The sequence below is a fragment of the Paenibacillus sp. FSL L8-0158 genome, from assembly GCF_038592965.1.
Classification (GTDB): Bacteria; Bacillota; Bacilli; order Paenibacillales; family Paenibacillaceae; genus Paenibacillus; species Paenibacillus polymyxa_D.
The window spans coordinates 2,735,001-2,753,892 of record NZ_CP151949.1 but is presented as its reverse complement, the minus strand read 5'-3'; the positions used below and the strand labels follow the sequence as shown (position 1 = coordinate 2,753,892).

The window sequence follows — 18,892 nt, the reverse complement described above, 5'->3', positions numbered from 1 at the left end:
GTAAGGTACATAAGCACGCATATTGTGCTTGAGATTATTCCATGCTAACAGACGAAAGCTCATGCGCATGTCTACTTCCCCCCAAAAAGGAGAGTATATCTATAATTTCTTGAAAAAATAATTGCTGACTATGACTACGATGGATTTCATTATATAACTCACCATCTTTTATAAAAATAACCCGATCGCAATAGCTGGCTTCCACGGCTCCGTGTGTTACCAGCACGATTGTGGAATGATCCACACGACTGATAAGCCCCAGCATTTCCATCACAACACGGGAAGACATGGAATCGAGATTTCCAGTGGGTTCATCTGCGAGCAAGAGTGAAGGAGAGTGAATAATAGCCCTGCCTATAGCTGCTCTTTGCTTTTGTCCCCCTGACACCTCATTAGGTCGTTTATCCAAAATATCAATAATATCCAGTTTCTTCGCTACCTCTTCCAGTTTGTGCTCCATTTCCTTTAATACTTTTTTATTCAGCATCAGAGGAAACAATATGTTCTCTCCCAAAGTGAGAGTTTCCAGCAAATTATAGTCCTGAAATACAAATCCCAGCTCTTTGCGACGAAATAAAGCTAGCTTATCCTTCTTGAACTGATGTGGATTTTCCCCTTTAATGCAAACCTCGCCAGAAGTCGGCATATCAATGGTTGAAATCATGTTTAATAATGTAGTCTTCCCACTACCAGACGGCCCCATAATGCCAACAAACTCGCCTTGTTTGATCGTTAAATGGATGTTGTTAAGGGCTCGGTAGGGAACCTTGCCATAGTATATTTTGGTGACTTGATCCATTCGTACAATCTCCATAATTCATTCCTTTCTTTTTCCTATGTCATGATCATAATCCATCCAGACAAGTGAAGCGATCGATTAACATTACAAAAACCTTAAATGTGTTGTAAGGTTTCTTATTTGCGAACTGCAAACAAGATCTCAACCGTCGTCCCTTCACCAACCATCGACTTCAGTTGAATGTCATGATTCAGTCTTTTGCAGATTTCTGACACCAAATAGAGCCCCATCCCAGTAGATTCACTATACTTCCGTCCGTTTTCACCTGTGTAATAAGCCTCAAATACCCGCTCTATATCTTTTTTAGGGATACCAATCCCTTCATCCTGTACTTTCAGCACGATTCCATGATCCCTTACGTCAGATATCAATTTCAAACTGTGGGCATGACCTGAAGAGTACTTTACCGCATTGGTCAGCAGTTGATTAATTATAAATCTTAGCCATTTGGCATCGGTAATCACACTCAACTGCTCGTCCACTTCATTGGAAGGATAAATTTCGTTACGAATCAATAGTCTTTTGTTATCATAGATCACATCACTAACCAGTTTTCGTAATACAACAGGCTCCACATGAAAATCAGGTTCAAAGGATTCCAACCGTGACATATATAAAATCATGTCTAGTCCTTTTCCCATTCGATCAATTTCATCGTAAATCTGATCAGATTCAGGATCTATTTTTCCTTTGAGGATTAAATGAATAACAGCAAGAGGAGTTTTCATCTGGTGAACCCACTGATTGATAAATGTAATATGATCACGCTGCTGATGTTCTAACTGATGAATTCGAGACTGATACAATCGATAATATTGTAAAAGCAAGTGTTGCAAAGAAGAGGCTAACGGATTAAGTACCTTCATCTGAATAAGCTCATCTAAATCTCTTAGGTTTGCAGTGGATAATATTCGATATAAACCAGAGTACAGGACATATCGGAAGAGCAAATAAACCAGCAATATAGAAGCCCCAAAAAAGACGGAATACAGGGCCGTCGACCAGTTACGGTAACCATCCAACCAATAGATACTTAACACAAGAAAAAGTTGGATGATATTAAAAATCACCAGCGAAAAATGGTCACGCCAAAAAAGCTTCACCGTTCATCCTCCTCAGTCAAGTGCAGCCGATATCCAGCTCCTCTAACCGTCTCTATGATATCCTCCAACCCCAGTTCGCTCAGCTTTTTGCGGACACGTGTAACATAAACATTCAGTGTGTTTTCGCCTACATATTGGTAATCATCCCATAAAGCCTCTAAGAGATGAACTCTCCCTACAACCTGCTTGGGATATGTCATCAGTAGCTCCAGTAGGGCCGCTTCTTTATGACTCATCTCTACCTGCTTGTCATGAAACACAAGCTCCATAGTATCAGGGTATAAAGTCAAGCCTGACACTGTTATGGAGCGTGATTTTTGGGCAACTGCATATAAACCATAGGCACGTCGCAGATTGCTTTCTACTTTGGCCAACAGAACTTCGGGATGAAACGGTTTGGTAATGTAATCATCCGCCCCGTTTTGCAAAGCAATGACCTGATCCATTTTATCATCACGTGCGGATACAAAAAGGATGGGACAAGTAGATTGAGTGCGGATTTGTCTGCACCAATAAAATCCATCAAAGCGAGGTAGATTCACATCAAGTAGTACCAAATCAGGCTTTACCTCCTGAAAAATAGTCAGAACTTGATCGAAATTTGAAACGTTAATCCCATGATAACCATATTTTTCAAGATAGGATTGGAGTAAGGAGCTGATTTGAGGGTCATCCTCAACTATTAATATCTTTTGCATTGTTTTCTACCTTCTTAGTGCTTGAATTTTTAACAACTGATTTCTCTATATGATGCCTTTATTTGATCGATCAAGCAATAACAACAATCTAACCCCCTTGGTTGTAGATTTAGGAGGTTTTCATGGAGGTGTATATTGAATCCCGGATAATATGCATGGTGCCAAATACCAGAGTGATTAACAATATAATTATAGTAACGACAACTATTACTGTTATAATGGTTTTTTTAGGAATTTTTAATGTTTCATTGAAACTTTGCTTTGGATCTTTCAAAATCTGCTCACTTCTTTCCTTACATAGCTATTTACCATCATAATCAGCTTCTACGTAATGAACAACAGTTGAAACTTACAAAAACCTTTATTTTGCTGTAAGGTTTCTGATTAGCCACAAACCATGGTCGAATTGAAGTAGCGTATGTACATAACAAAACTGCCCCGGCTGGAGAATCTTTTTCTGATTCTCTAGCCGGGGCAGTTTATCCTTTCTATCCTTTTACAGCCGAACCTACCGTCATCGCCCGCTCCACTTGTTCACTCAAGAACAGGTAGACGAGTACCATCGGTAAGGAAGCCATGGTCATAACAGCCCCCATGGCTCCCCAATCTGTGCTGTAAGAGCCTTGGAAGAAAAGCAAGCCGAGTGGCAATGTCTTCATATTTTCATCAGAAATTAAAATATAGGCCAAAGTGAACTCATTCCAGTTGTTCAAGAATTGAAAAATGGCTACAGTCGCAATTGCAGGCAATGCAAGTGGCATAATGATTTTCAGGAACAGTCTATAAATATTAGCTCCATCCATACACGCCGCCTCTTCAATCTCCTTAGGAATTGCTGTTAGGAATCCATAGAAAATCATGGACGAGAAAGGAAGGCCAATTGCGATATAAGGAAGAATAAGAGCTCCATACGTATTCGTAAGATGAAAATCGCGAACCAGAATCGCCAGCGGTATCATGATAACCTGCAATGGCATAAACATTCCTATGATCATATAAGTCCGGACGGCAGAACGAAACCTCCATCTCATACGAGCCACTGCGAAGGCAAACATCAGAGCCAGCAAAAGGATGAACAAAGTCGAAATCGTTGATACAACCAGACTGTTCAGAAAGTAACGGGGAATATTAAATTGCGTCCAGGCATTAATGTAATTTTCGTAACGAAAATGCGTCGGCAGTCCAAATGGGTTAGAGACAAAGATCTCATCGTTGTTCTTGAACGAGTAGGAAACCATCCAGAACAACGGGTAGACCGAAACAATAAAATACAACCACAGCGGTATTTGCAGAACAGCTTGTCTGAACTTGCTCAAAGCAGTTTTACTCATTTCGTTCTCCTTTTCGGTACGCGTCTTATCAGGCGGTTTGTCCGCGATCGAACAGCTTATTGATGACTACAGTTGCCAATAGAGAGATTAGTACAAGCAGCACGGATACAGCACACGCATACCCATAGTTACTTTCCATAAAAGCATAGCGGTAAATCATGAATGTCAATGTATAGTTTGTAGTGCCGGGCCCACCGTTTGTCATAATCAGCATCTGAACAAAGGCCCCAATGCCAGAAGTAATCGCAATAATGAAGCAGAATTTATATGTTTCCCTCATCAGAGGAAGCGTGACATGCCAGTGCGCTCTCCATTTGCTGCAGCCGTCAATCGTAGCGGCTTCAAAGTAGTCCTCGGGTACTGACTTAACTCCTGCATATAGCAGCGCAAATTGATACCCCATAAACTGCCAGGCATTAACAAAGGCAATGGCAATAATCGATGCTGTCGGGGAGCTCAGCCAATTTTGCTGATAAGGGATGTTCAAGAGATCAAACAGTCGGTTGATTAATCCGTTGGTTGGATCGTAGATTGCAATCCATAGCTGACATACCACGGTTACCGATAGGACAACTGGGATAAAATAAGACGTCTTCAGTATTTTCCGCCCGCGTGTACGCGGGTCCGCACAGATTAGTGCCAATATCGTTCCCAGTCCGATCTGAAAGACTGCCAGTACAATTGCAAAGATCAATCCGTTCTTAAGCGAAGTCCCAAGTAGAGGATCGGAGAACAATTCTCGGTAATTATTCAATCCCGAAAAGGTCAGCGTACTAAGGCCATCCCAATCATAAAAGCTGCGAAGAACGGTTTGCAAAACGGGATAGATTAGAATCACGCTATAAAGTATCAAAGTAGGGAGGAGAAACAGTGCGAGCGCCGGTTTGTTCCCCAAATATTTATTCATGTCTTGCTTCCACCCCTTATCTTTGGAACAGCATCCCCCAGCGCCTTATGCCGCCAAGGGTTGCCGATTCCCTGAATTCTCAGTTTTCTTTATTCAATGTACTATTCAGATTGCTCACAAAATCGTTTTCAGAAAAGTTGTCTACCATCATATTCTGAGTATTGTCATTAATGGTGTTCTGAATTTTTGTATTGCTCAGAAGTTGAGCATATTCCTGCGCATTAGGCAGCAACTCTTTAACAACTCGCTGCATCATTGCTGGAACATTAGAGGCCATTGGCTTATCGACTTTCACTGGAACTATCGGACTTCCAAGTTGGGTGTATCTGTACTCTGCTGACTTCGAAGCAAGGAATGCCGCTACCTTTACGGCTGTTTCCTTATTTTTGCTATTCGCTGATACTGCATAACCTTGCGGAGAACCTGAGCCGTCAATAAAATATTTGGAATTCTCGTAGGTTGCTTCATCCTTTGCAGGCCAGTACATCCAGTCGACTTGATCGCCCAGCTTTTCCTGGGAACTGTAAATTTCCCATTGTCCATTCACGAACATGGCAGCTTTGCCCTGATAAAATAGGGACGATGCCTGATCATAATTGGTGTTCGTAGCGTTGGCATCGAATAATCCGGCTCTTTGCAGTTGCTTCATCTGCTGTGCTGCTGTTACGAATGCTTCTGGCAATGCTTTTACACCCTTCTCCTCAAGTGCTCCAAATCCACGTGGCTGTTCTCTTGTAACCAGCCCGTTATAAAAAGCGGTCGTAATCCATTTTTCCTTTGCAAAGATCGACATCGGTACATAACCAGCAGCTTTTAACTTTTTCGCTGCATCGGCCATCTGGTCAATCGTCTTAAGCGGTGTTTTGATTCCTACCTTCTCAAAAATGGACTTGTTGTAATAAATCATTTGGAATTCAATACCAGTTTCAGGGTAAGCATACACATGATTGTCAGGAGCTACCAAACGCGATTCAACTCCCGGGTTGAGACTCTTCTTGAATTCGGCTGTTGTGTCATAGTTGTCAAGAACCTCGACATTTTTCGATTTTGCAAAAGTTTGCAGGACAGACCAATCCGCTAAATAGACATCCGGCATGTTGCCCGTTGCCGCATATGTTTTAAGCTTCTGGCCTCCGTCCTGCACGGCAGGATCCAGTTCAATTTCTACGTTTGGCATCTTCTTTTTGAGTTCTGCCACCGCATAATCAAACGGCTTTATGGTATCGTCATCGAAATGCTGCGCATACACCTTCAATTTGATCGTTCCGTCCCCTGATCCGTTTTTGGAAGAGGCTGAGTTATCTCCACCACAAGCGACCAAACCGACGGACATGGTGAGCACTAGCAAAGCCGCACTCCAAATTTTAAGATTTTTTTTCATTTGTTTTATCCCCCTCTTGTAGAGTCTTTGATGATTGCGCTTTCATTTGCTTGACTACAGTATACTGCTGCCTCATTTCTTCTTTAAGGAATAAAACGGGTATTATCAGTAAAAAACGGGACAAATAGAGTAGCGGTCCTCCATATAGGAAAACCGCCAGGCTTAAATTGATGTGTTCTGCCTCACAAGGCAGATGCTATCTCTTTTTGAGTTGCTCATATTCAGTGGGTGTCATACCAAAACGTTTCTTGAAACATTTGCTGAAATAATTGGGGTCACTGTATCCGACACTTTCAGCGATTTCTGACAGCTTCCGATTTCCTTTCAGCAAAAGCTCTTTAGCCTTCTTCATTCTGATGTGTGTAATGTGATCCACTATGGAAAAGCCAGACTCCTTGCGAAATACACGGCGCAGGTAGCTGGGATCGACGAATACTCCGCACGACACCTGCTCAGCAGACAGCTCTGCGTCTGCATAATGTTCCTCAATATAATTGATCGCCGCCGCAAATAAATTGGAAGCCTTCGTAGGACGCATATTCTCCATCAGCTGGATCAGCTTGCGGTATAGGGCGAGCATCCAACCTTCAGCAGCCTCCCAAGAATCTAACTCCCGCAACCGTTCGTATGGAGACTTGTCTCCTCCGTTTTCCCATAGCTGGTCATAAGGAATGCCTCGTTCACTAGCAAAGGAAAGGGCTAAAGATACAATTCCCATAAGCATCGCATCTGCGTATTCGTCTCCCCATTTATATTTACTAAGCTGACGGATTGCCTTGCGGACCTCCTCTAGCGTTTCGCTGTCTTTCATTCGGAGGTCAAGCACAACCGCATCGCGTAGATGGCCCAAATCAGGCATACCTGCTCTGCTATGCAACACTTCGCCGCCCTGTCCCCTTAACTCTGCACTTTCGCTCTCCTGTGGAAGCACTGGCAATTTCGGCTTAATACGCTCCAACATTGAGAGCATTTCTTCTGCATTGAACGGTTTCAGCAAATAATCCTGTACTCCAGTTCGAACTGCCTTCTGTAGATATTCAAACTCGTTATGCCCGGATATGAATACAATTACGATTCGTTCGAACTTGACTTTCAATCTCTCGGCTAATTCAATTCCGTCAATAAAGGGCATATTGATATCAACGAGGGCAAGGTGCGGCTGATGCTGCTCGGCTTCCTGAAGTGCTTCCTGCCCGTTCCTTGCTTCACAGCAAACCCGAAAGCCGTGACTTTCCCAGTCTATCTTAATTCGCAGAAAGTCCCGGAACAGCGGCTCATCATCAACAATCATCACTTTATACATCTTGGTGTTCACTCCCCTTTGGCTGCGTTGGTAGCGACAGGTCAACAATGGTTCCCTCTCCGAGAACACTCTGCACGGATATCCCATACTCCTCGCCAAAATACAGGCTCAGCCGTTGCTGAACGCTATAGGTACCGATTGATCGTATTCCTTCTTTCGGTAAATGTCTGGACATAATGTTCTGAACTTGAATTTCGTCCATTCCCACACCGTTGTCCTCCACCCGGACGATCACCCTATCGTTCTGTTTAAAAGCAAAAATACGTATAAAACCTTTGGTTCCTTTCTTCTTAAGACCATGGTAAATCGAATTCTCGACAAGTGGTTGGAGCGAGAGTTTCGGAATTGGTGTACCCGCAAGTTCTGGAGGGATATCCACTTCATAGCGGAACACATCGGGATAACGGATTTGCAGAATTGTCAGGTAATCATCAGTAATCTGAGCTTCCTTCTCTAAAATAATGAGTTCCCGTCCTTTATTCAGCACCATTCGATAAAAATCTGCCAGCGCTTTCGTAGTATCTCTAGCCTCATCATTACGATCCAACTCATTCAGTGCATAAATGGTATCTAAAGTGTTGTACAGAAAATGCGGTTTTATTTGAGCGGTCATCAGTGCGAGTTCATATTCACGCTTGCGGTTTTGTTCCTGCCTTACTTCATCCAACAATTCCCGAATCCGTCTTATCATAAAGTTAAAAGCTTCAGCAATGGTACCGATTTCATCTTCTGTTCGGACGGTAGCAACCGATTCTAAATCGCCAGTTACTACTTTTCGCATGGCTCTAGTCAGCTGTTCGAGAGGACTAACGACCATTTTGGACAGGAAGCTAGCACCGAGCCAGGAAAAAACAAGACATAATACACCGATTAAGAGCGAAAGCCTTACATTTTGCCGGACATCAGCTGTAAGCAGGCTAAGAGAGACAATATTGACTAGCTTCCAACCCATCCGGTTATAATCATTGACCGTTACCAGATTGCCACCATCCTCAAATGAGCACGTTTTTTGGGATACCTTAGACCCACAACGTTGGATGGCCTCCGCCAATTGTGAATTCACTGGCTTCATGAGCATCCCATTGTCTTCTGCCACAGCCACACGCATTTCGTTATCTAAAAAATAATAAGATTTGGGCGCATCGGGATCGCTGGAACGAAAATAATCAGACAAACCTTCTTCCTTCACTAATAGAAAAAGCGTTCCATAGGGTTCGCCGGTGTCTATATTAATGACCATCTTTCCCAGCGTCAAAACCGGAGAGTTTGGATCTGGTGTCAGGAAATCTCTTTTCTCCATATCGAACCAGAGTGCCTGTCCATAACTTTCGGATTCCCTTACCCGCTTGAGCATGCTATAGACTTTGCTATCCTCCCCACTTTCGGTATAAGAGGCGTAAATTGTCCCTTCATTATCAATAAATACAGCCGCATCCACTTCGCGAAAGATTGACAAATCAATTGATAGACGGCTTTGCATCAGGTTTCCAAATTGAACACGGTCTATGGCAGTATCAGTTCTGGCGCCGTATGAATCATACATCCGGTTAATATTCGTGACCATAATGTTGGCCGCCGTTTCCACGCTACTGAATATGTAGTCGGTCCGGGACAGGATAAGCTGAGATTCGTCCACTACGTTGCTGGTCGTTTGCTCTATCAATGAACGGCTGAAAAGTTGGTTGGACACAAGTCCAAGAATGAGCAGAGAAATAATGATGAGCGGGAGAAATACCGCTATAACCTTGCTTTTAAAGCGAAGTCGACCAAACCACTTACGAGCTAGGGACAGGATATTCAAACTAGAACCCCTCCGTCATCAAGAGAATATTCATCATGTTAACACAAACAATCTCTACAGTAGTAGATCAAAAATAAAGTTTGAAAAAATTGAACCGTCCATCTTGAAAGTGTTTTAGAGATATGTTAGGATAAAGTCGATTTTTAGTAAAATTATTAACTAAAAAGGTGTGAGCTCTTTTGGCAACCATTAAAGACATTGCCCGCGAAGCGGGAGTGTCTGCCGCAACCGTTTCAAGGGTTTTAAATAACGATCTGTCACTATCCGTAAGCCCAGACACTAAAAACAGAATTTTTTGGGTTGCCGAGCAACTCGGGTATAAGCCTACCCGGCTGAGGCAATTAAAGCAGAACACAGAACGTGCCGGAAAAACGGTCTCCCTCCTGCTGTGGTGTTCCATTGAGGAGGAAAGAGACGATCCATATTACGCCTCGATCCGCCGTGGAATTGAACTGCGCTGTGAAGAGCTTGGCCTGACGTTGGGACAGACCTTGCGAGGCCGCTCATCCCTTGGTACCTTGCAGAAGGTAGACGGTCTGATTGTCGTTGGCGGCGTTGATCCCGAAGAGGTGTCCAAGGTGTATCCGGACAAGAACACCATTGTCCTTGTTGACCAGTACCATGAGCAGCTGGAATACGATTCCGTACGACTCCATTTCCGGCAGGCGGTTGATCAGGCACTTGGACATCTGCTTGAGCTTGGCCACCGACAAATCGGATTTATCGGCGGCAAGAGCGACGGAGAGCGAAGGGCGCATTATTTTGAACGATTCATGCGGGAACGAGGTTTGTATAATCCGCAGTTCGTCCGCATAGGTGCCTGGAGCACCGCGGATGGATATCTCATGATGAACGAGTTTCTAGCCGAGCAGGAACGACCGACAGCCTGCTTCGCTGCCAGCGATCCGCTCGCTATTGGTGCCCTACGCGCCCTTCATGGACATGGAGTCAAGGTACCCGAAGATATGGCTGTTGTGGGCTTCGACGACATTGAGATGGCGGCTTTCGTGCAGCCTCCGCTAACTACTGTACGTGCCTATCCCGAACAGATGGGAAAAGCTGCCGTGCAGCTGCTCTCGGAGCGGTTTGAGGGACGTGAACCACCTGCGTACAGCGTGATCGGGACTAAGCTTGTCATACGGGAAAGCTCATGCATCAACAGTAAACTCAATATTTGAGAGTCACATTGTCATTGATAAGTATCCTTACGTAAAACAATCGAAATGATAACCCCCTAAGGAGTGAATATCATGAATATTCATGTTAACCAAGCGCTTGGTTTGTTTCATTTGCAGTCCAAGGATTGCAGCTATATTATCCAGCTGGTAGAAGGATATCCTGCACATGTCTATTGGGGAGCTCAACTTCATCATGACCAAAGTCTCGCAAGTATATTGGAGCTTAGAGAGCGCTGCTCCTTCTCCCCCACTCCCGTTTCTTCCAGTCGTACACTTTCTTTGGATACGCTTCCACAGGAATATCCACAGTATGGGACAAGCGACTTCCGTCAACCGGCTTATCAGGTTGCGCTTGCGGATGGAACTCGAACTACGGAGCTAAAATATAGTGGTTACCGTGTTGAACCGGGCAAACCAAAGCTTGAAGGCCTTCCTTCCGTCTATACCGAATCGGATGATGAAGCAACAACTCTCCTGTTGTTCCTTGAGGACCAACACTCAGGTCTTAAGGCTACACTGCTCTATACTGTATTTGCGAACCACAGCGCCATTGCTAGGTCTACTCTTTTTGAACATAAGGGAAGCGCTGTCATGAATATTGAGCAGGCGATGAGCGCCTCTGTCGACTTCGCCGATTCCAATTACCAAGCTCTCTATCTATCTGGTGCTTGGGTTCGGGAAAGACATATCCAACGTCGCGATCTTGGACCCGGCGCCATTCGGTTGGAAAGCCGACGGGGATCCAGCAGTCACCAAATGAATCCTTTTCTGGCACTGCTTCGTCCTGATGCAACAGAAGATCGTGGGGATGTGTACGGCTTCAGTCTAATCTACAGCAGCAACTTCGTTGCGCAGGCGGAAGTAGAGCAGTTCAATCAGACTCGTGTAAGTATCGGAATCAATCCTTTTGACTTCTCCTGGCGGCTTGAACCGGGTCAGTCATTCCAGACTCCTGAAGCCATGCTGGTCTTTTCCGAAGAAGGTCTTGGGGGCATGTCGCGCACCTATCACCGACTCTATCGCACACGTCTGTGCCGGGGAGCTTATCGCGACAAGGAACGCCCGATTCTCGTGAACAATTGGGAAGCGACATATTTTGACTTCGACGCCGATAAAATCGAGGCGATTGCCAAAGAAGCGGGGCCTCTTGGAATTGAGCTATTTGTCCTTGATGACGGTTGGTTTGGCAAGCGTGACAACGATAACAGTTCGCTTGGAGACTGGTTCGAAGACCGCCGCAAGCTACCTGGTGGTCTTACCGACCTGGCCAAACGAGTTAATGAACAAGGATTACAGTTTGGCTTGTGGGTTGAGCCGGAAATGGTATCACCTGATAGTGAACTGTACCGCACCCATCCCGACTGGTGCCTGCATGCAGAAGGTCGGCGGCGGACTGAAGGCCGATCCCAATTGGTGCTTGATCTCTCCCGCAAAGAAGTATGCGATTACTTGTACGAGACGCTTAGCTCTGTATTCTCGATCGCTCCAATTACTTATGTCAAGTGGGACATGAATCGTAATATGACAGAGATTGCTTCGGCTACCGCTACTAGCGAACGTCAAAAGGAAACTGCGCACCGTTATATGCTCGGACTTTATGATCTGCTGGAACGCCTGACCTTACGGTTCCCGGACATCTTGTTTGAAAGCTGTTCTGGCGGAGGCGGAAGGTTCGATCCAGGGATGCTCTACTATATGCCACAGACATGGACCAGTGATGACACTGATGCTATTGAAAGATTGGCTATCCAGTACGGTACCAGCATCGTGTATCCGGCCAGTACTATGGGGGCCCACGTATCGAACGTGCCGAACCACCAGGTGGGACGAAACACCTCCCTCGCCATACGTGGCGACGTGGCAATGAGCGGGAATTTTGGCTACGAACTTGACCTTACTGCATTTACGAATGAAGAAAAAGAACTCGCTGCCAAACAAATTGCCCAATATAAAGAAATCCGTTCCCTTGTACAGCAGGGAGATATGTATCGACTTCTTAGTCCGTTTGAAGGCCGAGGCGACACGGCCTGGATGTTCGTTAGCGAGGACCAATCCGAAGCGTTTGTCGCTTACTTCCGCGTACTAGCTGAACCGAATGGGCCTATCCGGCGACTAACTCTAAAAGGACTTGACCCAGATAAAAAGTATATAATCGAAAACGGGGCGAAAGGCAGCACTGCAGTCCATGCTGGTAATACCTTAGTGGAAGATGGCGGTTCCCCCTTCTGCGTAGCATTTGATGGCGAAATTTTTGGAGGCGACCGCCTAATGAAAATTGGGCTTGTTGTCTCGGATCTCTCTGGAGATTTCGCCAGTTCTACTTTCCGCCTTAAAGCTATCTCCTGCTAATTTTGAATCTGGCCAGTGACGATAAAAAAATCAAAACAAGGCAGACCGATTTTCCGGCCTGCCTTGTTTAATAACTTTGGTCCCCGTGGATTGAAGACTCACAAGAGATTGCCAAGCAATTGATCACTTAATAGCATCCTTGATTTTGATTTTCCATATCATATGATCAAAGCCTTTTCCCCAATAATCTTTTAATAAATAATCAGGAGTTCCAAACTTCTTTTCCCATATTTTTTGTGCAATACGATACCCACTATCTAAACAAAATTCTTCTACTCCTCTATCTTTCAACGCCAGATATATTGATTTCAATAATAAATTTCCTACTCCAATCTTCTGGTAGTCAGGGTGAACAAATACAGTTCCTACCTCGCACAAATTTTTTAATGCATCATTGGTAGATTTACTTATAAGTTCACTTGCCGGGCCATATTCAATTGAACCCATTATTCGATCCCCGTCTACAGCGATTAAGAAATATCGCTGTTCACCATGACTCTCAAAGTCACTTTCCAAATATACCCTCTTAGTCTCAATTTCCTCCTCTATGTCTTCTAGCATATGACCAATGCCTTCTTTAGCAAACGTGTCTGCAATCACAATTCTAAACAATTCATTTAACTTTTCGGTGTCTTGAACTTTCGGCCTTCTGATTTCTACATTATTCATCTAGATTTCCTCCGATGAATGATTCAGTACGAGACGCTTTGAAAGCACATGATTCGATAACTCCATCAGGCTTTTTATTTCATACGTGGGTTGAATGCTAGACGCGTTTGTTTTCCCATCAGGGTTGAACCAGCAGGTATCAATTCCGTACTTATTCCCTCCTTGAATATCAGAGGTTAAAGAATCGCCGACCATAAGGACCTTACTTTTATCTGAAATGGCTAGCTTGGCAAATGCGTAATCGAAAATACCAGCTTGTGGCTTTTGGCAACCCACTTCTTCTGAAATAATCACCTGCTCAAACACATGACGCAGCGGGGAAAGCTGAATTCTGGAGGTTTGTACCTCTTTGATTCCATTCGTAATGATCGCCAAACGACACTCAGATAGTACATCACATAATTCAACCGCTCCGTCCATCAAAAAAGCACCTTCACCCAAATAACGTAAATATGCAGCACTAAAAGCATCTGGATTAAAGTCTAGATCATGAACAGTAAATAATCGCTTAAACCGCTCCACACGCAGTTGCGCTGAGGTAATACGTCCTTCCTCTGCCTCTCGCCACAACACACTGTTAATCTCATCATAGCTGGCTTTATATTCAGCGGCCCCTTGGGGCAATCCAAATTGGGTAAACGTATTATGTAGCGCATGACTCTCTGCCTTTTTAAAATCAAACAACGTGTCATCGACATCAAACAAAATAATTTCGTACTTCATAACGACCTCCATATCATTGCTTTACTAAATTGTTCAGTCTGCTTGATCCTTTGAGCTGATAGATAGAAGTACAACGAAAAACTAACAATACATTATTTCCTTTCGGTTATTATACAGAACCTAGTTAAGCCGTCAAGTCACTAATAACAAAGTCATAGTATTTTTCATCGGTGCAAAAGGTAAATACCACTCAATAAGAATGCCCGTAAAATGAGGATCACGTTCATTTTACGGGCTACTGAACATCTAAGAGATGATTTAGCAAAAATACTAGTGATCTTCATTAATCCATTTGGCTAATGTTTGATCAAAACAATGAGGTTCTTCAAACATCGGGTTATGCCCACTATGTTCAAAAATCACCTTTTTCACGTTCGTATAGCTATCATCGACCATATCCCATAAAGAAACTGGCGCAACCAAATAATCATACCTTCCCAAACCAATAAACACGGGCTTGTTGACATCCGCCAAAGACTGTATCAAATCTATCTTTCCGAAGGCTTCCCCCCATAAATAATCAATGATAGGCATATTCGTGTGCACATCATTCCACATATAAGCTGCATCATAGGTATAATCATAAAAGCTTTGGGCTCCCATACGTATACACATGTGAACAAATCTTCTATCGGGGTCTCTTTTGATATCTTCCTCTAATAAAACAATATCTTTTTTGAAACGTTCTTTTCTTTCTGGACTGGCCGTTTCATAAAAGAATGAAAAGCTTTGCCGCTGTCTTTCTTGGCTGTTCGTAGGTGCTGAATTTAAGAGTACCACTTTTTCTACATAGTCCGGGTATTGTTTAGCATATTCCAAAGCCATAAAAGCATGCCCGGAATGTCCTAATATGATAAATGGATCTAAATGAAGGCATTGTCTTACTGTTTCTATATCATTAATGACTTTATCCAAAGTGTAATCTTCCTGTTTTAAAGCTCGATTAGGTTTTGCAAACCCTCTATGGTCCAGGAAAATGAACTGAAACTTTTTATATAAATGGTCTGAAAATAAACGAGGATAATATACACTACTGCCGATCACCAGTATCGGCCTTCCGTTACCTCTTATAGCATATTTCAGCTCAAATCCATCACTAATAACTGTTTGATAAGTGCTCATTTATAATCTCCTTTTCTTTTTTTAAAATCACTCCCTTTCCTTTGTGTAATTCCCTTGTATTCTCCATAGAACGTTCCAACACTTTAACTCACCTCAGAAAGTACATTTATTTTTATGAGAAAAGTTTAACATGGTTTTTTCAAAAACAAAACGGTTTACTTTTGTCTTACCTGTCTTGACTTATAGCATTCATACTGGATTTTTGACAAACACATCTTTTTGGAAACAAAAAAAACCGCGATTATCGCAGTTTTTTTATATAAAGGTCATACTTTTATCGTGCTTGGCGACGTCCTACTCTCCCAGGACCCTGCGGTCCAAGTACCATCGGCGCTGGAGGGCTTAACGGTCGTGTTCGGGATGGGTACGTGTGGAACCCCTCCGCTATCGCCACCAAACATGAATTTACACTGTAAATTCTTCCGTAAGGTTATTCGGTTCATCACATATCGTGTGAATGAATAGCCATGCGCTTGTCGTATGTCACTTGTACATACCTTCAAGGTTACACCCTGAAAACTGGATCCGAAACTCATTTGCGTTTTATCTTAGGATAAGCCCTCGACCGATTAGTATTGGTCAGCTCCATGCATTACTGCACTTCCACCCCCAACCTATCTACCTCGTCGTCTTCAAGGGGTCTTACATACTGGGAAATCTCATCTTGAGGGGGGCTTCACGCTTAGATGCTTTCAGCGCTTATCCCTTCCGTACATAGCTACCCAGCGGTGCTCCTGGCGGAACAACTGGTACACCAGCGGTACGTCCATCCCGGTCCTCTCGTACTAAGGACAGCTCCTCTCAAATTTCCTACGCCCACGACAGATAGGGACCGAACTGTCTCACGACGTTCTGAACCCAGCTCGCGTACCGCTTTAATGGGCGAACAGCCCAACCCTTGGGACCTACTTCAGCCCCAGGATGCGATGAGCCGACATCGAGGTGCCAAACCTCCCCGTCGATGTGGACTCTTGGGGGAGATAAGCCTGTTATCCCCAGGGTAGCTTTTATCCGTTGAGCGATGGCCCTTCCATGCGGTACCACCGGATCACTAAGCCCGACTTTCGTCCCTGCTCGACTTGTAGGTCTCGCAGTCAAGCTCCCTTCTGCCTTTGCACTCTTCGAATGATTTCCAACCATTCTGAGGGAACCTTGGGGCGCCTCCGTTACTCTTTAGGAGGCGACCGCCCCAGTCAAACTGCCCACCTGACACTGTCCTCGTACCGGATCACGGTACCAAGTTAGAACCTAGATACGATCAGGGTGGTATCCCAAGGATGCCTCCCTTCAAGCTGGCGCTCAAAGTTCAACGGCTCCCACCTATCCTGTACAGATCGTACCCAAATTCAATATCAAGCTGCAGTAAAGCTCCATGGGGTCTTTCCGTCTTGTCGCGGGTAACCTGCATCTTCACAGGTATTAAAATTTCACCGGATCTCTCGTTGAGACAGCGCCCAAGTCGTTACGCCATTCGTGCGGGTCAGAATTTACCTGACAAGGAATTTCGCTACCTTAGGACCGTTATAGTTACGGCCGCCGTTTACTGGGGCTTCGGTTCATAGCTTCGCTCCGAAGAGCTTACCACTCCCCTTAACCTTCCAGCACCGGGCAGGCGTCAGCCCGTATACTTCGCCTTGCGGCTTCGCACAGACCTGTGTTTTTGCTAAACAGTCGCTTGGGCCTTTTCACTGCGGCCCCCTCGGGCTATTCACCCTACCGAGGCACCCCTTCTCCCGAAGTTACGGGGTCATTTTGCCGAGTTCCTTAACGAGAGTTCTTCCGCGCGCCTTAGAATTCTCTTCTCGCCTACCTGTGTCGGTTTGCGGTACGGGCACCTTCTCCTGGCTAGAGGCTTTTCTTGGCAGTCTGAGATCATGACCTTCGCTACTATAATTTTCGCTCCCCATCACAGCCCAGCCTTACGATGTGCGGATTTGCCTACACACCAGCCTCACTGCTTAGACGGACATCCATCAGTCCGCGTCACTACCCTACTGCGTCACCCCATCGCTCATAACGGATTACGGTGGTACAGGAATTTCGACCTGTTGTCCTTCGACTACGCCTATCGGCCTCGCCTTAGGTCCCGACTTACCCTGAGCGGACGAACCTTCCTCAGGAACCCTTAGGCTTTCGGCGGATCTGATTCTCACAGATCTTTTCGTTACTCATACCGGCATTCTCACTTGAATGCAGTCCAGCGCTCCTTACGGTACACCTTCAACCCGCATTCAACGCTCCCCTACCCCTGATGCAATGCATCAAGCCATAGCTTCGGTGGTGTGTTTAGCCCCGTTACATTTTCGGCGCAGAGTCACTCGACCAGTGAGCTATTACGCACTCTTTCAATGGTGGCTGCTTCTAAGCCAACATCCTGGTTGTCTGTGCAACTCCACATCCTTTCCCACTTAACACACACTTGGGGACCTTAGCTGATGGTCTGGGCTGTTTCCCTTTCGACAATGGATCTTAGCACTCACTGTCTGACTCCCGGAACTAAATCTATGGCATTCGGAGTTTGACTGAGCTTGGTAACCCTTGCGGGCCCCGCACCCAATCAGTGCTCTACCTCCACGATTCTTCTTTCCGAGGCTAGCCCTAAAGCTATTTCGGGGAGAACCAGCTATCTCCGGGTTCGATTGGAATTTCTCCGCTACCCCCACCTCATCCCCGCATTTTTCAACATGCGTGGGTTCGGGCCTCCAGTGCGTGTTACCGCACCTTCACCCTGGACAGGGGTAGATCACCCGGTTTCGGGTCTACGTCCACGTACTCATTCGCCCTATTCAGACTCGCTTTCGCTGCGGCTTCAGCTCTTCACCTTAACCTTGCACGGGAACGTAACTCGCCGGTTCATTCTACAAAAGGCACGCCATCACCCGTGATTTTTCCAAAGGAAAATATCATAGGGCTCTGACTTCTTGTAAGCACACGGTTTCAGGATCTATTTCACTCCCCTTCCGGGGTGCTTTTCACCTTTCCCTCACGGTACTGCTTCACTATCGGTCGCCAGGGAGTATTTAGCCTTGGCAGATGGTCCTGCCGGATTCATACGGGGTTTCACGTGCCCCGCACTACTCGGGATCCGTCTCGGAGAGAACAAGTTTTGAATTACAGGGCTTTTACCTTCTCTGGCGGGCCTTTCCAGACCTCTTCATCTAACCGGTTCCTTTGTAACTCCATGTGAGACGTCCCACAACCCCAAGGAGCAAGCTCCTTGGTTTGGGCTAATCCGCGTTCGCTCGCCGCTACTGACGGAATCACTATTGTTTTCTCTTCCTCAGGGTACTTAGATGTTTCAGTTCCCCTGGTCTGCCTCTCACTCACCTATGAATTCAGTGAGTAGTGACTGTCGATGAAGACAGCCGGGTTTCCCCATTCGGACATCCCCGGATCAAAGCTTGCTTACAGCTCCCCGAGGCTTTATCGTTGTTCGCCACGTCCTTCGTCGGCTCCTGGCGCCTAGGCATCCTCCGTGTGCTCTTTGTAGCTTAACCTAGACTTTTCTTTCAAAGAAAGAAAATGTCG

13 protein-coding genes and 2 rRNA genes are annotated in these 18,892 nt (G+C 45.1%); 2 read left to right on the top strand and 13 right to left on the bottom strand.

Going from position 1 to position 18,892, the window contains the following annotated elements:
- Positions 1–34: 34 nt before the first annotated feature.
- The 8 genes from NSQ68_RS12355 to NSQ68_RS12320 all read right to left on the bottom strand — a co-directional run bounded on the left by NSQ68_RS12355 (position 35) and on the right by NSQ68_RS12320 (position 9,323).
- Positions 35–814, bottom strand: coding sequence for an ABC transporter ATP-binding protein (locus tag NSQ68_RS12355; protein ID WP_342428975.1), 780 nt, complete (start codon positions 812–814; stop codon positions 35–37).
- A gap of 101 nt (positions 815–915) precedes the next feature.
- On the bottom strand, positions 916–1,902 hold the full coding sequence (locus tag NSQ68_RS12350; RefSeq protein WP_307354228.1) for a sensor histidine kinase: 987 nt from the start codon (positions 1,900–1,902) through the stop codon (positions 916–918).
- Positions 1,899–2,600, bottom strand: a complete 702-nt coding sequence (locus NSQ68_RS12345; protein ID WP_307354229.1) for a response regulator transcription factor — start codon at positions 2,598–2,600, stop codon at positions 1,899–1,901. The genes NSQ68_RS12350 and NSQ68_RS12345 overlap by 4 nt, the downstream gene beginning before the upstream one ends.
- A gap of 488 nt (positions 2,601–3,088) precedes the next feature.
- Complete coding sequence (locus NSQ68_RS12340) at positions 3,089–3,931, bottom strand: carbohydrate ABC transporter permease (protein ID WP_029518494.1); 843 nt, start codon at positions 3,929–3,931, stop codon at positions 3,089–3,091.
- Positions 3,932–3,959: 28 nt separating this feature from the next.
- On the bottom strand, positions 3,960–4,838 hold the full coding sequence (locus NSQ68_RS12335) for a sugar ABC transporter permease (protein WP_342428974.1): 879 nt from the start codon (positions 4,836–4,838) through the stop codon (positions 3,960–3,962).
- Between the two features lie 79 nt (positions 4,839–4,917).
- A complete protein-coding gene (locus tag NSQ68_RS12330; protein WP_342428973.1) occupies positions 4,918–6,219 on the bottom strand; it encodes an extracellular solute-binding protein in 1,302 nt (433 codons plus the stop codon).
- Between the two features lie 196 nt (positions 6,220–6,415).
- Positions 6,416–7,522 (bottom strand): response regulator, encoded by a 1,107-nt coding sequence (locus tag NSQ68_RS12325; RefSeq protein WP_307354232.1) that lies wholly within the window; start codon positions 7,520–7,522, stop codon positions 6,416–6,418.
- A complete protein-coding gene (locus NSQ68_RS12320; protein WP_342428972.1) occupies positions 7,515–9,323 on the bottom strand; it encodes a histidine kinase in 1,809 nt (602 codons plus the stop codon). The genes NSQ68_RS12325 and NSQ68_RS12320 overlap by 8 nt, the downstream gene beginning before the upstream one ends.
- 179 nt (positions 9,324–9,502) lie before the next feature.
- On the opposite strand from NSQ68_RS12320, the gene NSQ68_RS12315 reads away from it, so the two are divergent.
- The gene (locus tag NSQ68_RS12315) at positions 9,503–10,501 is read left to right on the top strand and encodes a LacI family DNA-binding transcriptional regulator (RefSeq protein ID WP_342428971.1); all 999 of its coding nucleotides are present in this window, start codon (positions 9,503–9,505) and stop codon (positions 10,499–10,501) included.
- A 72-nt stretch (positions 10,502–10,573) separates the two neighbouring features.
- Positions 10,574–12,850 (top strand): alpha-galactosidase, encoded by a 2,277-nt coding sequence (locus tag NSQ68_RS12310; protein WP_342428970.1) that lies wholly within the window; start codon positions 10,574–10,576, stop codon positions 12,848–12,850.
- Positions 12,851–12,973: 123 nt separating this feature from the next.
- Here the strand turns inward: NSQ68_RS12310 and NSQ68_RS12305 are convergent, their stop codons facing one another.
- The 5 genes from NSQ68_RS12305 to NSQ68_RS12285 all read right to left on the bottom strand — a co-directional run bounded on the left by NSQ68_RS12305 (position 12,974) and on the right by NSQ68_RS12285 (position 18,861).
- On the bottom strand, positions 12,974–13,519 hold the full coding sequence (locus NSQ68_RS12305) for a GNAT family N-acetyltransferase (RefSeq protein WP_342428969.1): 546 nt from the start codon (positions 13,517–13,519) through the stop codon (positions 12,974–12,976).
- Positions 13,520–14,242: a YjjG family noncanonical pyrimidine nucleotidase gene (locus NSQ68_RS12300; protein ID WP_307354237.1), complete on the bottom strand. Its 723-nt coding sequence runs from the start codon at positions 14,240–14,242 to the stop codon at positions 13,520–13,522.
- 270 nt (positions 14,243–14,512) lie between these two features.
- Positions 14,513–15,364 (bottom strand): alpha/beta hydrolase, encoded by an 852-nt coding sequence (locus NSQ68_RS12295; protein ID WP_342428968.1) that lies wholly within the window; start codon positions 15,362–15,364, stop codon positions 14,513–14,515.
- 281 nt (positions 15,365–15,645) lie between these two features.
- A 5S ribosomal RNA gene (rrf, locus tag NSQ68_RS12290) occupies positions 15,646–15,762 on the bottom strand.
- A gap of 151 nt (positions 15,763–15,913) precedes the next feature.
- Positions 15,914–18,861: ribosomal RNA gene (locus NSQ68_RS12285) — 23S ribosomal RNA — on the bottom strand.
- Between the last annotated feature and the right edge of the window lie 31 nt (positions 18,862–18,892).

Excerpts from the sequence above, each read along its gene's own strand:
- NSQ68_RS12300 (WP_307354237.1), bottom strand. The coding sequence starts at position 14,242 with ATGAAGTACGAAATTATTTTGTTTGATGTCGATGACACGTTGTTTGAT.
- NSQ68_RS12310 (WP_342428970.1), top strand. The coding sequence starts at position 10,574 with ATGAATATTCATGTTAACCAAGCGCTTGGTTTGTTTCATTTGCAGTCC.
- NSQ68_RS12335 (WP_342428974.1), bottom strand. The coding sequence starts at position 4,838 with ATGAATAAATATTTGGGGAACAAACCGGCGCTCGCACTGTTTCTCCTC.
- NSQ68_RS12325 (WP_307354232.1), bottom strand. The coding sequence starts at position 7,522 with ATGTATAAAGTGATGATTGTTGATGATGAGCCGCTGTTCCGGGACTTT.
- NSQ68_RS12330 (WP_342428973.1), bottom strand. The coding sequence starts at position 6,219 with ATGAAAAAAAATCTTAAAATTTGGAGTGCGGCTTTGCTAGTGCTCACC.
- NSQ68_RS12295 (WP_342428968.1), bottom strand. The coding sequence starts at position 15,364 with ATGAGCACTTATCAAACAGTTATTAGTGATGGATTTGAGCTGAAATAT.
- NSQ68_RS12345 (WP_307354229.1), bottom strand. The coding sequence starts at position 2,600 with ATGCAAAAGATATTAATAGTTGAGGATGACCCTCAAATCAGCTCCTTA.
- NSQ68_RS12340 (WP_029518494.1), bottom strand. The coding sequence starts at position 3,931 with ATGAGTAAAACTGCTTTGAGCAAGTTCAGACAAGCTGTTCTGCAAATA.
- NSQ68_RS12355 (WP_342428975.1), bottom strand. The coding sequence starts at position 814 with ATGGAGATTGTACGAATGGATCAAGTCACCAAAATATACTATGGCAAG.
- NSQ68_RS12305 (WP_342428969.1), bottom strand. The coding sequence starts at position 13,519 with ATGAATAATGTAGAAATCAGAAGGCCGAAAGTTCAAGACACCGAAAAG.